The 14745-nt window shown below is 71.8% G+C and carries 12 protein-coding genes and 1 tRNA gene; 9 read left to right on the top strand and 4 right to left on the bottom strand.

The window, feature by feature from the left end; genetic code table 11:
- Positions 1-205 precede the first annotated feature (205 nt).
- The 3 genes from ACIRQH_RS15200 to ACIRQH_RS15190 form a co-directional block, all read right to left on the bottom strand.
- Complete coding sequence (locus tag ACIRQH_RS15200; RefSeq protein ID WP_404226082.1) at positions 206-1093, bottom strand: cellulose-binding protein; 888 nt, start codon at positions 1091-1093, stop codon at positions 206-208.
- 353 nt (positions 1094-1446) lie between these two features.
- A complete protein-coding gene (locus ACIRQH_RS15195; protein WP_404226080.1) occupies positions 1447-4320 on the bottom strand; it encodes an SUKH-4 family immunity protein in 2874 nt (957 codons plus the stop codon).
- Positions 4321-4327: 7 nt separating this feature from the next.
- The gene (locus ACIRQH_RS15190; protein ID WP_404226170.1) at positions 4328-5389 is read right to left on the bottom strand and encodes an SMI1/KNR4 family protein; all 1062 of its coding nucleotides are present in this window, start codon (positions 5387-5389) and stop codon (positions 4328-4330) included.
- A 228-nt stretch (positions 5390-5617) separates the two neighbouring features.
- Between ACIRQH_RS15190 and ACIRQH_RS15185 the strand changes: the two genes are divergently transcribed.
- Positions 5618-6121 (top strand): YwqJ-related putative deaminase, encoded by a 504-nt coding sequence (locus ACIRQH_RS15185; protein ID WP_358817551.1) that lies wholly within the window; start codon positions 5618-5620, stop codon positions 6119-6121.
- Positions 6122-6201: 80 nt separating this feature from the next.
- The gene (locus ACIRQH_RS15180; RefSeq protein ID WP_358817550.1) at positions 6202-6735 is read left to right on the top strand and encodes an SUKH-3 domain-containing protein; all 534 of its coding nucleotides are present in this window, start codon (positions 6202-6204) and stop codon (positions 6733-6735) included.
- Between the two features lie 698 nt (positions 6736-7433).
- Here the strand turns inward: ACIRQH_RS15180 and ACIRQH_RS15175 are convergent.
- Positions 7434-8816 carry a sensor histidine kinase gene (locus tag ACIRQH_RS15175; RefSeq protein WP_388874411.1) on the bottom strand — a complete coding sequence of 461 codons (1383 nt, stop codon included), beginning with the start codon at positions 8814-8816 and terminating at the stop codon, positions 7434-7436.
- Between the two features lie 166 nt (positions 8817-8982).
- Here ACIRQH_RS15175 and ACIRQH_RS15170 point away from each other — a divergent pair, with 166 nt between their 5' ends.
- From ACIRQH_RS15170 to ACIRQH_RS15140, 7 genes are all read left to right on the top strand, one after another.
- Positions 8983-9843, top strand: a complete 861-nt coding sequence (locus ACIRQH_RS15170) for a helix-turn-helix domain-containing protein (protein ID WP_404226077.1) — start codon at positions 8983-8985, stop codon at positions 9841-9843.
- Between the two features lie 14 nt (positions 9844-9857).
- Positions 9858-9933: transfer RNA gene (locus tag ACIRQH_RS15165), tRNA-Gln, on the top strand.
- 126 nt (positions 9934-10059) lie between these two features.
- Positions 10060-11508, top strand: a complete 1449-nt coding sequence (gene glmU, locus ACIRQH_RS15160) for a bifunctional UDP-N-acetylglucosamine diphosphorylase/glucosamine-1-phosphate N-acetyltransferase GlmU (RefSeq protein ID WP_388930759.1) — start codon at positions 10060-10062, stop codon at positions 11506-11508.
- 125 nt (positions 11509-11633) lie between these two features.
- Positions 11634-12608, top strand: coding sequence for a ribose-phosphate diphosphokinase (locus ACIRQH_RS15155; RefSeq protein ID WP_358817546.1), 975 nt, complete (start codon positions 11634-11636; stop codon positions 12606-12608).
- 202 nt (positions 12609-12810) lie between these two features.
- Positions 12811-13404, top strand: a complete 594-nt coding sequence (locus ACIRQH_RS15150; protein ID WP_358817545.1) for a 50S ribosomal protein L25/general stress protein Ctc — start codon at positions 12811-12813, stop codon at positions 13402-13404.
- A gap of 73 nt (positions 13405-13477) precedes the next feature.
- Entirely contained in the window at positions 13478-14089 is a 612-nt protein-coding gene (gene pth / locus ACIRQH_RS15145) for an aminoacyl-tRNA hydrolase (RefSeq protein WP_358817544.1), read from the top strand.
- A gap of 100 nt (positions 14090-14189) precedes the next feature.
- Positions 14190-14687, top strand: coding sequence for a hypothetical protein (locus ACIRQH_RS15140; protein WP_388874419.1), 498 nt, complete (start codon positions 14190-14192; stop codon positions 14685-14687).
- Positions 14688-14745: the final 58 nt, after the last annotated feature.

Raw genomic sequence — 14745 nt, 5'->3', positions numbered from 1 at the left:
CCTGAGCGGTGGCTGCCTCGCGAAGCGCGCCTGCTCCGCGGCGGCGGCGGCCTCGCGGGACGGGGCTACTCCGCGGCGGTGGCGGCCTCGCGGGACGGGGCTACTCCGCGGCGGTGGCGGCCTCGCGGGACGGGGCTACTCCGCGGCGGCGGCGGCCTCGCGGGACGGGGCTACTCCGCGGCGGCGGCGGCCTCGCGGGACGGGGCTACTCCGCGGGGGCGCGCCCCGTCAGGGACGTGAGGCTGCTGCGTACGTGGTCCATGTGGGCCCGTACGTCGTCCCACCGCTCCCCGTGCTCACGCAGCACCCGCTCTGTCTCCCGGGCGATCCGCTCCTCGCGGGCCCGCGCCTCGGCGAGCACCTCGGCCGCCCGCACCTCCGCCTCCTCCTGACGGCGCCGGTCCGACTCCTCCGCCTCGGCGAGGGCACCGGCGGCCTCGGCGAGCGCGGCCTCGGCGCGGGCCACCCGGTCGTCGTGATGCGCCTCGAACGCGGCCTCCCGTTCGGCGGCGGCCCGTTCGGCCTCCGCCCAGCGCGCCGCCTGCTCCTTCTCCTGCTCGACGAGGAGCCCCTCGGTCCGCCGGCGCACCTCACGCAGAGCGGTCAGTGCCTCGCCCCGGTTCTCCTTGACCTCGCGCCGCGCGGAGATCCGTACGTCGTCGGCCTCGGCCCGTGCGGCCAACAGCCGTTGCCGGGCGCGCTCCTCGGCCTCGCCGCACACCTCCTCGGCGTACGCCCGCGCCGCCTCCCGTACCGCGCGGTCCGCCGCCTCGGCCTCCTCCACCGCCGCCCGGGCCCCCTGCCGCGCCGCTTCACGCAGCGCCTCGGCCTCCTCCTCGCCGAGCCGGAAGATCCGCCGGGCCCGCTCGCCGAGTTCGTCGTACGTCTGCGGGGCGAGGCCGGCCACGGTCTCCCGCATCCGCTCCGCCTCGGCCTCCATCTCCTTCTCCAGCACGGTCAGCCGGGCGGCCCGCTCCCAGGCGGCGTCGCGGTCCCCGGAGAGCGCCGCGGCGTACGCGTCGACCTGTTCGGGACGGTAACCACGTCCCCGTACGGCCATGAAGCCGTGCGGCGACACCGATGTGCTGCTCATCCTTTGACCCCTCTCCGCCGACCCACACAAAATGACGATTTGGCGCACATCTTGATGGATCACACGGAAGTGTTCATAACGCGACACTCCGCCCGCAGGTTCGGACGCGAAGAGGTCATTCACGCGTCATTTGAGGTCAGGGGCTCGCGGTGAGGCGGCGCGCCGGGCACGGAAAGAGGGCACCCGACCCTTCGTACGGACCCCCGCACGGCGCGTCCCCTCACGCCGCGCGCCCCGAGCCCCGCACACGCGACGAGGCGCCCGCCCCGTCACCGGGCGGACGCCTCGTCCGTTCTCCGCAGCGGTCCTGCCGCCGCCCCTCCGCTACCGCTACCGCTACCGCCGCACCGCGGCTACAGCAGCCCGTCCCACATCTGCTCCAGCAGGACCGACCACCAGCTCTCGGGCGAACCGAGCGCCGCGGGGTCGAGCGCGGCGAGCTGGGCCTGGAAGTCGACGGTCCAACGGCCCGCCTGCTCCTGGTTGAGCCCGAACCGCAGCCGCCACATCCGGCCGAGCAGCGCGAGGCAGCGCGCGAACTCGGGCAGTCCCGTGTTCACGAACTGCGGCGGCACCGGAGCACCGCCCGGACCGGCCTCCACCGGCACCGCGACGATGTTCGCCGTGCCGTACTGGACACAGATCGCCCGGCCGAAGTCGCTGCCCATGACGAGGTACGAGCCCGCGTCGGGACCGGCCGCCACCCCGCGCTCCTGCGCCAGCTCGGCGAGCGTCGGCACGGGCCGGCCCGGCTGGGCCTGCGCCCAGAAGAACGGCCCCATGTCGAGCGGCAGCCCGGCCACGACCAGGGTGTGCGCCACGATGTCGGGCACCCCCTGCCGCGACACGGCGCCCTGGTCGAACCGGAACACGCCGGGCCCGAACGCCGCCGCCAGCTCCTGCCCGATCGCCTCCGGCGGGACCGGCGGCGCGGGGTGCACCGGCGGGATCGGCGCCCGGACCGGCGCGGGACGCGCGGGCCCGTCCGCCACCTGGTGCAACTCACCCTGATGCGACAGGAGTTGATGCATCCCCTGCTGCCGGCTCGCGTGGTCGGTGCCGTACGGCGCGATGCTCGTGATCCGCGCCTGCGGCCAGGTCTCGCGGATCATCCGCGCGCAGTAGGCGCCCGGCAGTTCACAGGACTCCAGCTCCGTATGCAGTTCCAGCACCTGCTGCGGCGGCACGTTCATCGCGCGCAGTTCGTGCAGGATCTGCCACTCCGGGTGCGGAGTGCCCGGCGCGGACCGGCGGATCAGCTGCTGCTCCGAACCGTCCTGCGCGCGGTAGCGCAACACGGCCTGGTAGCCGGGCCCGACGGTCGGCTGCGCCGCCTGCGGATAGCCGTACGCGGGCGGCTGCTGACCGGGCAACGGCCCGGGGATCCCCGGCGGCGTGCCGGGAGCCTGCGGCGGGAGCGGCGCCCCGGGGCCCCCGACCGGGGGACCTCCGAACACCGTCGCCGCGTGGTGCGCCCCTCCCGGGGGCATGCCCCCGGGAGGCTGCGGCGCACCGGGAGCACCGGGAGCACCCGGCGGCTGCGGAGCGCCCGGGCCGCCAACGGGCGGCCCGGCGAACATCGTCGCGGCATGGTGCACACCGTCACCGGGAGGCGTGCCGCCCGGCGTGTTCGGCGCACCGGGACCGTTCTGCTGCCAGGGAGCGGCCGGCACACCGGGCACGCCCGGGGTGGCCGGCGGCTGCGGAGCGCCGGGACCGCCCACGGACGGCCCCGCCAGCATCGTCGCGGCATGGTGCACACCGTCACCCGCAGGCGTGGCTGCGGGAGGCCGAGGCGCGCCCGAGGGGCCGTCGGGCCCGTCGGGGCCGAGCTGCGGCACGAGACTCGTCGGCACGTACCCGCCCGCGGGGGCACCGGGAGCACCCGGCCCGGGCGGCGGCACGCTGCCCGGCCGCGCACCCGGCACACCCGGAGCGCTCGGCGGATGCGGCGTCCCCGCCCCGGCTGCGCGCGCCCCGCGCGGCGGCTGGGCCTTGCTGGTCGCGGCGTCGGCGATGTCACCGGCGTGCGGCGGCAGCGACCGCGCCGGCGCCGCGGGCGGCGTACCGGGAGCACCCGGAGCCTGCGGAGCGGCGGGCGGCGGCGTGCCGGGCCCGTGCGGGAACCCGTACGCGGGCGGCGTCCCCTGCGGACCACCGGGAACGGGCGCACCGGGCGGCGGAGTGCCCGGACCCGCGCCCGGACCCTGCGGATAGCCGTACGAGGGCGCCGCGGGCGGCGGACCCGCGGGCTCGCCGTGTCCCTGCGAGGCGCCGGACGGCGTACCGGAACCGGGCTGCTCGACCTTCGGGGCCATGGCGGTGCGCGGAAGCTGACTGCCCCCGGACATCAGAGCCGTCTTGGCCTCCGGCGGCGCGGCGGGCGGCGGGGTGCCGGAATCGTCGGAGCCGGTCAGCGGCGGCGCGAACACGGTCGCCGGCAGCGGTACGGAACGATCGTCGCCCGCATCGGCGTTCGTGTCCGTCCCGGCCCACGGCGTCGCGTCGGCGGGCACTCCCGGCGTCGTGTCGCGCAGGCCCGGATCCGCGTCGTCGGAGGTCGCTGCGGCCGGCCACGGCGTGGCACCACCCGGAGCGGACGGCACACCCGGCGGCGGAGTGGCCGACGAGGGAGAGGACGGCGGAACCGGAGCCGACGGCGCGGAAACAGCACGCTCCCCCGGCGCGGAAGGAGCGCCGCGCGCCCCCGAATGCCCCGATGCACCCGGAAGCGAACTCCCGCCCCCCGAAGCACCGTTCACGGACCCGTCCCCCGAAGCGGCGGCAGCGGCGGCCGGACGGGAACCCGCCCCGTCCGACACCGACGACCCCGCCCCCGCACGCCGGTCCGGAATACCCATCCGGTCCGCGGCCTCCTGCAACCACTCCGGCGGACTCAGCAGGAACGACGTCTGGTTCAAATCCACCCGCGCCGCAGGCTCCGGCGCCGGTTCCGGAGCACCGTCCGGCACCCCGTACTCCTCCTCGTACCGGCGGATCACCTCACCCACCGGCAACGCGGGCCACAACGTGGCCTCCCCGCTGTCCCGGGCGATGACCAGCCGCTGCGCGCCCCCGTCGGAACGCGGCCCCTCGGCCCGGTCCTCCGCCCACACCACGAAACCGAGCTCGAACTCCCGCACCCGCACCTCACGATGCTGGTAGCCGGGCACGTCCCCGTTGATCCACTCCTCGGCGCGCTCCTGCGCCTGCGCGAACGTCACCATCGCAAGCTCACTCCCCCACCGAAGAAACGGAGGACACCGAAGCCGCCGCCGGCCCCTCGGAGTCCGACGCGACGGGCACCGCGTACGCGAAACCGCCGTCCACCATCAGATTGGCCACCGTCTCCAGCTCCGGCGGATTGCCCGCGAGCCGGGACAGGAACGCGTCGAAGTCCTCACCGCACGGCAGCAACAACCGCTGCACCCGCTCGGCCGGCGGCCACGCGTCCTCGTCACGGGCATCGTCGAACGCGCAGAACCAGACCGACCCGATCCGGTCACCCTTCACCTTCACCGCCAGCAGACCACCCTGCACGAACCCCACACCCAGGTAGTCCTTGGTCAGATGGTCGCGCAGACACTTGTTGACATACACCAGGTCGTTCACCGCGGCCTCGTCCCGCACCGTGAAGAACGGCTGGTCCACCAGCAGCCCCAACTCCGCGTCGAGCGCGGCACCCACCGGCGCACAACCGCCCGCCGCCTTCAGGAACGACCGATAGGCGCCCGGCAACCGGTAGCCGAGATCCTCCTCGACCCCCTGCACCTGCTCCTCCGTCACCGCCACCGACGACCTCGGCAGCCCGAAGTGCGCGGGCCGCGTCTCCTGCAAGGGCCGCGTCCCCCGCTTCTCCTGGTCCACGGCCGTCGTCGCCACACCACCGTGATGCCGCAGCAACGCCTTGACCTCGACCGGCACCAGCTCCAGCCGCCTGGTCCCCGCCACGTGGTGCCACGTCCACCCGTGCGGCGTCGCCACCGACGGGATCGTGTCCCACAGATCGTGCCCGGCCGCGGCCAGAGCGGCGTTCGCCGACACATAGTCCGTCAGCCGCAACTCGTCGACGCCGAACCCCTCCGGGGGCTCGGCGATCTCCGCGGCAGCACGCGCGTAGAGCGAGAAGTCGGGATAGCCGTGCTCGTCGATCCGCACACCCCTGGGATGGCGGGACGCCCGGACAGGATCCGGAAAATGCACGACTTGCCCGGCATAGGCCGCGTTCGGCGGCACGGCTTGCCCCCCGGCCTGGCGGCTGGGAGGTGCCCCCAGCCCGAGCCGACCTGTCGTCATCGCTGTTGCCCCCTGCGGCGTTCTCAGTAGCTGGATGGAGCCCGGATGTCGACAGCCTATGCGGTCGTACGACACCGGTCACCGGGCCTCCGGTTCCGTGACCAGCCGTCACCCCGCCGTGACCCACAGCCGAAGACCGGGCGTGTCGCGACGCCCCAGCTTCCGCACAGGCCACGGCATTTGGCAGTCTGTCTCCGCACCGGGGGATGCACGGGAGGGAAAAAGATCATGAGCGCGACGCATACGGGCACGTCCGGGGATCCCCGGGTCGGCTGGAGCAGCACCGAGGCACCGCACACCCCCGTCCTCCTGCACCGACGCGACGGCATACTCCCCACCGTCGCCGCAGCCCTCTCCGTCCGCGGCGCCACCCTCACCGGCACCGCCGCCCGCGGCGACCAGCCACCCGCGCTTCACCCTCTGGTCCAGGACTTCCTCGACACCCTCACCAACGCCCAGCGCGACCGCTTCACCGGCCGCTGCGCCGAGGCCATCCTCATCTCCCGGCACATCGCCTCCGCCGACGCCGACCGCAGCAAGCGCGCCGCCCGCAAGCCGATGACCAACGGCGAAGCCCGCAAGGCCCTCAAGCAGGCCAAACTCACCGCCCGCCGCATCCGCGAGGACGGCGACCCCCTGCACGGCAGCTTCGCCGCACCCTGCCGCTCCTGCACCGCCCTCAGCGACCACTTCGGCGTCCGCATCGTCGACCCGTCGGCACAGGACGCCTGAACATCCCCCACCCCCGCGCACGTATCCACCAACGGCGTCCCGCGACGCAACCGTCCCATCCCCCGACGAACGAACGGCAGATGCAAGCAGAACGCTCCTCCTCCAAGCTCACCGCTCCCCCCGGGCCCGGGGGACCCACGTCGACACGCTTCCCCGAACCCGTGGACTCCGCGCTGCGCACCGCGGGATGGCAGCCCGGCCGCTGGGACATAAAGCAGGCCGAGTACTGGGCGGACGCCCTACGAGGCCACGCGTCGCCCGCCGGACACCGGCACGCCGTGTTCCCGGCGGCGGTCGAGGCGTGGGCGGAGTTCGGAGGGCTGCACGTCACCGCCGCGGGCCCCGGACGCCAGGTCGCACCCGCCGCACTCGACCTCGACCCGCTGCACGGACTCCACCTCGCCCGCACCCTCGCCGATCTCGGCCGCGCCCTCGACACCGAGGTCTGCCCCCTCGGCGAGGAGTCCGACTCCCGCGCCCTGCTCGCCATCGACGCCGAGGGCCGCGTCTACGCCCTCGACCACACCGGCGACTGGTACGTGGGCGCGCACATCGACGCGGCCCTCGCCACCCTCCTCGCCGGCACACCCCCCACCCGCCTCACAACGACGTAGCCCCCCAACCTTCCCTCGCCCCATCCACCCCGGCCCCCGCCCCTCAAACGCCGGAGGGGCTGATTCCCCCCCCACCCAAGGGCCCGCACCCAGCCACGCACGACCCACACTCGACGTCCGGAGCGAGGGGCGTCGCTCAGCCACCCACCCCTGCGGTCGACGTCCGAGCAAGGGACGGCACCCAGCCGCCTGAGCCCCGCAGCCGGCGTCCGGGACGGGGAGCCACCCACCCCCAGCACGCGACGGACCGCACCCACCCACCCACGACCCGCACTCGGCGTCCCGGGCGAGGGGCCACGCTCAACCACCCGCCCCCCGCACTCGGCGTCCGGCGGGAGGGCCGGCACTCAGCCACCCACGACCCGCACTTGGCATCCCGGGCAAGGGCCACGCTCAACCACCCGCCCCCTGCGGTCGGCGTCCGGCGGGAGGGGCCGTGCCGGTACATCAGATGCCCGTCGCTTACGTCCGGATCGAGCAGCGATCCCCTTCGACCGACGTCTGATTCAGCGGCGACGGGCGGATGTACCGGCACGGCCCCGACCCCCCACCGGACGGGCACCGCAACCCAGCACCGGAGCGGAGCGGTCTGGTCCGGACCGGCACTGCACAGCACGGCACGGCACGGCAACCGAAACCACAGCCGCAACCCACCACCACCACCGGACGGACACGCCAACCGCAACCCACCCGGAGGGCTACGCCGGGATCACCGCCGACACGCGGAATCCCCCCGCGTCCGTCGGCCCCGACACGAACACGCCCCCCAACGCCGCCACCCGCTCCTTCATCCCCAGCAACCCGTTCCCCCCACTGGGCAACCGCACCGACGACCCCGCCCCCACCTCCGGCGGACACTCGTTCTCCACCTGCATCGCGATCTCGGACATCCGATGCGCCAGCCGCACATACGTCTTCGCACCCGCCGCGTGCTTGTGGACGTTCGTCAACGCCTCCTGCACCACCCGGTAGGCGGTCTGCTCGATCTCCCGCGCATACGCCCGCACGTCCCCCTCGACCGACAGCGCCACGACCATCCCGGCCGCCGCCGACTGCCCGATCAGCTCGTCGAGCTCCGCGAGACACGGCCCCTCCACGACACCGCCCGCACCCGCACCAGCCCCGGACCCGGACCCGTCCGCCGCCCGCGAGGCCGCCACAGCCGCCGCCGCGCCCACCGCCGCCAACGGCACCGCCGACACCGCCGGGACCGAGGAAGAGGAAGAGGAAGAGGAAGCCGACGGCACCCGCGCGTCCCGCCCGTTCCCCGTCCGGAGGACACCCAGCATCTCCCGCAGCTCCGTGAGCGCCTGCCGCCCCATGTCCCCCACCAGCGCGGCGTTCTTCACGGCCTTCTCGGGATCCTTGCGGGCGATCGCCTGAAGAGCGGCCGCGTGCACGACCATCAGGGACACACGATGCGCGACGACGTCGTGCATCTCCCGCGCGATCCGCGTGCGCTCCTCGTTACGGGCCCACTCCGCCCGCTCCTCCGCCCGCTCGGCGAGCAACTGCAGCTCACGCTCCAGCGAGTCCGCCCGCTCCCGCAGGCTCTCCATCAGCCGGCGCCGCGCCCCCATGTACAGACCGAGAAGCACGGGCGGCGCGGTCATGCCGATCGCGGTCGTGATCGACGCGAAGGGGACGAACCAGTCCCCCATCGTCACGTCGCCGCTCATCACACCCTGGTGGGTCCGCACGAACGTCACGATCAGCATGCCGGCGAAGGACATCGCCGCCAGCGCGGCGGTGATCCGGCGCGGCAGCTCGGAGGCGGCGAGCGTGTACAGCCCGACGAGGCCCATCAGGAACCCCATCTGGGCGGGCGTGATCGCGATCGACACCAGCACGACCGCGATCGGCCACTTCCGGCGCACCAGCAGCACGGACCCGGCGATCACCCCGAACACGACGCCGATCGGGACGGGCAGCCCCGCGTCGTGCGCGAACCTGACCCCCTCGCCGCCGCACTCGGCCGCGGACGCCAGCGCGAGCCCCGCGTCCAGCACGGCACTGCGCCACCTGACCCACCACCACGGGCCGGTCCCGGCCGCGGTGTGCTCTTCCCCCGTCGTGGTCATGACTCCAGCCTACGGGCGGGCCCCGCCCCTTTTCCGGTGAGTTTCACCTACTGGCCTACACCACCCACCCCCTCGAACAGAAGCGAAATCAGCAGTTATCCCTCGAACTGTTGGCTGACTCACTGTTCGGCCCCGGAACGTCCGATTCCGTCCGGACGATATGCACATGGCACATGCAGAAAGCAAGCACGCAGATTTCGACGGCCTTCGGGACCAGGCGGTCGCCCTGCGGCGGGCCGGGCTCAGCCTCCGGCAGATCCGGGAGGAACTGCACATCCGCAACAACGAGACCCTCCAGCGGCTGGTGGCAGGCCAACCGCCCCCGGAGTGGACGAAGCGCCCCAACGCGAAGGACGCCCTGCGAGAGCGGGCTCGCGAGCTTCGAAGGCAAGGCTGGACGTATAACGAAATTCAGGCCGAGTTGGGCTGCTCGAAGAGTTCCGTATCACTCTGGGTGCGGCATCTCCCCCGACCGGAGCCTCGCTGCACCCCGGAGGAACAACGTGCACGCATGAACGCGGGGCTGGCTCGCCTGCGAGCCGAGCAGGATCAGGTGCGCAAGGAGACCAAGCGTCAGGCTGCGGAGTCCATCGGAGGACTCTCCGACCGGGAACTGTTCATGGCCGGGGTCGCCCTCTACTGGGCCGAGGGCCAGAAGAGCAAGCCCTACCAACGCCGCGAAACAGTTGCCTTCGTCAACAGCGATCCAGGAGTCATTCAGCTCTACCTTGCCTGGCTGGACCTGCTCGGCGTCTCCCGAGAACGGCTGCGCTTCCGTGTCATGATCCACGAGACCGCAGATGTGGACATGTCGGAGAGGTACTGGGCCGACCTCGTCGGAATCGATGCCTCCACTCTCCTCCCGACAACGCTCAAGAAGCACAACCCCAAGACCGTTCGCAAGAACGTCGGCGACGCGTACCGCGGCTGCTTGGTCATCCGCGTGTTGCAGGGAGCCGATCTCTACTGCCGCATCGAAGGCTGGTGGGGCGGAATCGTGGCCCATACGCAGACCCGACTCGGGTAAGGTCTCAAGGGCCATCCCCCGTGGTGTAACTGGCAGCACACTAGTTTTTGGTACTAGTAGGACAAGGTTCGAATCCTTGCGGGGGAGCCACAGCGCACAGGTCGCTGGTTCGGGCCCTGACACCACAGTCAGGGCCCGCTCTCATATCCCTCCTGATACGCCCCGGTATCCTGCGGATGTCCACACCCCAAGCATCCGAAGCCGAAGGGCATTCCCGTGAGCGCCAATCGCCCGGCAGCCGTCGTCGTTCTCGCAGCGGGTGAGGGCACCCGTATGAAATCGGCCACACCCAAGGTCCTGCACGACATCTGTGGCCGTTCCCTCGTCGGTCATGTGCTCGCCGCGGCGGGTGAGTTGGACCCCGCGCACCTGGTCGTCGTCGTGGGTCACGCCCGCGAGAAGGTCGTCGCCCACCTCACGGAGATCGACCCGGCCGTGCGGACCGCGGTGCAGGCCGAGCAGAACGGCACCGGGCACGCCGTGCGGATGGGCCTGGAGGAGCTGGGCGGCGGCGTGGCCGGCACCGTCGTCGTGGTCTGCGGGGACACCCCCCTGCTCAGCGGCGGGACGCTGCGCGCGCTCGCCGAGACGCACGCCGCCGACGGCAACGCCGTGACGGTGCTGACCGCCGAGGTGCCCGACGCCACCGGCTACGGCCGCATCGTGCGGGACGGCGCCAGCGGCGCGGTCACCGCGATCGTGGAGCACAAGGACGCGAGCGACTCGCAGCGTGCGATCCGTGAGATCAACTCCGGCGTCTTCGCCTTCGACGGGCAGCTCCTCGCGGACGCGCTGGGCAAGGTGCGGACGGACAACAGCCAGGGCGAGGAGTACCTGACGGACGTCCTCGGGATCCTGCGCGAGGCGGGGCACCGCGTGGGCGCGGCCGTGGCGGGCGACCACCGGGAGATCGCCGGCATCAACAACCGGGTGCAGCTGGCCGAGGCGCGCCGCATCCTGAACGACCGGCTGCTCACCGAGGCGATGCTGGCCGGTGTGAGTGTCGTGGATCCGGCGACGACGTGGGTGGATGTGACGGTCACGTTCGAGCAGGACGCGGTCGTGCATCCGGGGACGCAGTTGCAGGGTGCGACGCATCTGGCGGAGGGTGCCGAGGTGGGCCCCAACTGCCGTCTGAAGGACACCAGGGTGGGTGCGGGCGCCCGGGTGGACAACACGGTGGCGGACGGTGCCGAGGTGGGTCCGCAGGCGATGGTGGGGCCGTTCGCGTATCTGCGTCCGGGGACGCGGCTGGGCCTGAAGGCGAAGGTCGGCACGTACGTGGAGACGAAGAACGCGACGATCGGTGAGGGGACGAAGGTTCCGCATCTGTCGTATGTCGGGGACGCGACGATCGGCGAGTACTCGAACATCGGGGCCGCCAGTGTGTTCGTGAACTATGACGGACAGGACAAACACCACACGACGATCGGTTCGCACTGCCGGACGGGTTCGGACAACATGTTTGTGGCTCCTGTCACGGTCGGGGACGGCGCGTACACCGCGGCGGGGTCGGTCATCACGAAGGACGTGCCGCCCGGTTCGCTGGCCGTGGCCCGTGGCCAGCAAAGGAATATCGAGGGTTGGGTGGCCCGTAAGCGTCCCGGGAGCGCGGCGGCGAAGGCCGCGGAGACGGCTGCCCGGGGGACGGAAAGCGAAGGCTGACCGGAAAGCGGTGCGTCTGGGACGGCGTACCGTGATAAACGCACACCCCAGCTGAGACGGCCTCTCGCAACCCAGCTGAGACGACCTCTCGTGCCCACTGAGTAGACCTCTGAGGAGACAGTGCTGTGACCGGGATCAAGACGACCGGCGAGAAGAAGATGATGTTCTTCTCCGGCCGCGCCCACCCCGAGCTTGCCGAGGAGGTCGCCCACAGGCTGGGTGTCGGGGTTGTCCCGACGAAGGCCTTCGACTTCGCGAACGGTGAGATCTACATCCGCTATCAGGAGTCCGCCCGTGGGGCCGACTGCTTCCTGATGCAGAGCCACACGGCTCCGATCAACAAGTGGATCATGGAGCAGTTGATCATGATCGACGCTCTGAAGCGGGCGTCCGCGCGGAGCATCACGGTGATCGTGCCGTTCTACGGTTACGCGCGTCAGGACAAGAAGCACCGTGGGCGTGAACCGATCTCGGCGCGTCTGATCGCGGACCTGATGAAGACGGCGGGCGCGGACCGCATCCTCACGGTGGATCTGCACACGGATCAGATCCAGGGGTTCTTCGACGGCCCGGTGGACCATCTGTTCGCGCTGCCGATCCTGGCGGACTACGTGGGTGCCAAGGTGGACCGGTCGAAGCTGACGGTGGTCTCGCCGGACGCCGGCCGGGTGCGGGTGGCGGACCGCTGGTGCGACCGTCTGGACGCGCCGCTGGCGATCGTGCACAAGCGTCGTGACAAGGACGTGGCGAACAAGGTCACCGTGCACGAGGTGGTCGGTGACGTGAAGGGCCGGGTGTGCATCCTGGTCGACGACATGATCGACACGGGTGGCACGATCTGTGCCGCGGCGGACGCGTTGTTCGCGCACGGTGCGGAGGACGTCATCGTGACGGCGACGCACGGTGTGCTGTCGGGTCCCGCGGCGGACCGTCTGAAGAACTCGAAGGTCAGTGAGTTCGTGTTCACGGACACGCTGCCGACGCCGGGCGAGCTGGAGCTCGACAAGATCACGGTGCTGTCGATCGCGCCGACGATCGCGAACGCGGTGCGTGAGGTCTTCGAGGACGGTTCGGTGACGAGCCTGTTCGAGGAGCAGTAGGCCTCGGTTCCGCCGGTCCTCTAGATCGATTTCTTGTACGGCCTCCCCGCCCCGTAAGCTGTCACAGTTGCTCGGCGAGGGAGGCCGTTCCGCTGTCATCGGCGGGTACGGCGGTCCGTTATCGACGCGCTCTTCGTAGCAGGCCGATGGTTTGGCCGGGTGACCTCTTTCGCCAGGTTTCCCAGTTCTACGAGGAGTGAACATGTCCGAGGTCAAGCTCGCCGCCGAGAACCGCACCGAGTTCGGCAAGGGTGCCGCCCGTCGCATCCGCCGTGAGAGCAAGGTTCCCGCGGTCGTCTACGGTCACGGCACGGAGCCGGTCCACATCACGCTGCCGGGCCACGCGCTGCAGCTCGCGCTGCGTACGCCGAACGTCCTGCTGAGCCTGGACATCGAGGGCAAGACCGAGCTGGCGATCCCGAAGGCCGTCCAGCGTGACGCCATCAAGGGCTACCTCGAGCACGTCGACCTGCTTCTCGTGAAGAGCGGCGAGAAGGTCACCGTCGAGGTGTTCGTGCAGACCGAGGGTGAGCTGGCCCCGGGCAGCTTCCTGCTGGAGCACGTCCTGAACACGCTGACCGTCGAGGCCGAGGCCACGCACATCCCGCAGTCGGTCACCGTCTCCATCCAGGGCCTGGAGGCCGGTGCCTCCATCCACGCCAAGGACATCCCGCTCCCCAAGGGCACCACGCTGGCGATCGACGAGGACGCGGTCGTCCTCCAGGTCCTCTCCGCGCAGGCCGAGGAGCCGGCTTCCGAGGACGACTCCGCGGAGACCGCGTCCGCCGAGGCCTGATCCTCGCCGCCATCCGCAGCTGTGCCGGCCGCCGCTCCTGTCAGGGGCGGCGGCTGTCGCGTATCAAGGACACATGGGAGAGACGGACGTGACGACCGACGCCACCGCGCCCTGGCTGATCGTGGGCCTGGGCAATCCGGGCCCGGAGTACGCCATGAACCGGCACAACGTGGGCTTCATGGTGGCCGATCTGCTGGCGGGGCGGATCGGGGGGAAGTTCAAGCGGGCCGGCAAGGCGCAGGCGCAGGTGATCGAGGGCCGGATCGGGCCGCCGGGTCCGGCGAACCGGCGGGTGATCCTGGCCAAGCCGATGTCGTACATGAACCTGTCGGGTGGTCCGGTGACGGGGCTGCGGGACTTCTACAAGGTGCCGACGGGGAACATCGTGGCGGTCCATGACGAGCTGGACATCGACTACGGCGTGCTGCGGCTGAAGCTGGGGGGCGGCGACAACGGTCACAACGGGCTGAAGTCGATGACGAAGGCGATGGGCGCGGACTATCACCGGGTGCGGTTCGGGATCGGGCGGCCGCCGGGGCGGATGCAGGTGGCGGATTTCGTGCTGAAGGATTTCGCGTCGGCGGAGCGCAAGGAGCTGGACTACTTCGTGGACCGGGCGGCGGACGCGGTGGAGGCTCTGGTGATCGAGGGTCTGGAGCGGGCGCAGAGCACGTACAACTCCTGAGGTCGGGCCGGGCGGCCGAACGGCTCGGACGGCGGTCGATGTGCGGGTACAACTGTGGACTTGTCCCCGCCGGAGTTGACCGAGCGCTCAGCCATGGCCAATGATCCCCGCCATGCCTGCTGTCACCTCCCGTCAGAGCGCGTACGCGGCGCTGCGTCTCGGGCGGCTCGCGGCGATGGGCGCGGTCACGCTGCTCATCCTGGTCGCGGGTGTCTGGGCCTCCTGGGGCACCGCTCAGCACGTGATGCTGGGCAAGGGGCGGGAGCGGGGCACGCTGGCGGTGGTGTCGTGTGCGGACGGGACGTGCTGGGGGCCGTTCACGCCGCTGTCGCCGGGTTACCGGGCGCGGGACCGGGTGAGTATCGACCAGGAGCCCGCGGTGCGGAAGGGCCGGACGTACACGGTGACGGTGAAGCCGGACAGTGACGAGGTGGTCCGCAGCGGTCCGGCGGGTCTGCTGTACGCGTGGTCGCCGCTGGCCGGTGCCCTGTTGCTGGCGTCGGTGGTGGTCGCGGGCGGGCTGCGGCTGACGCGGCTGGGCTGGGTGATGGCGGGTGCGGGTCTGGCCCTGCTGACGGCCGCGTTCGTGGCGTTGTAGCCGCTCTGAGGCAGGTCCTCACCCCCCAGGAGACGCCGAAGGCGCCCTCCCTGTCCGG

The sequence above is a fragment of the Streptomyces sp. NPDC102279 genome (assembly GCF_044766365.1).
Taxonomy (GTDB): Bacteria; Actinomycetota; Actinomycetes; order Streptomycetales; family Streptomycetaceae; genus Streptomyces.
This window is presented reverse-complemented; position numbering and strand designations above follow the sequence as displayed.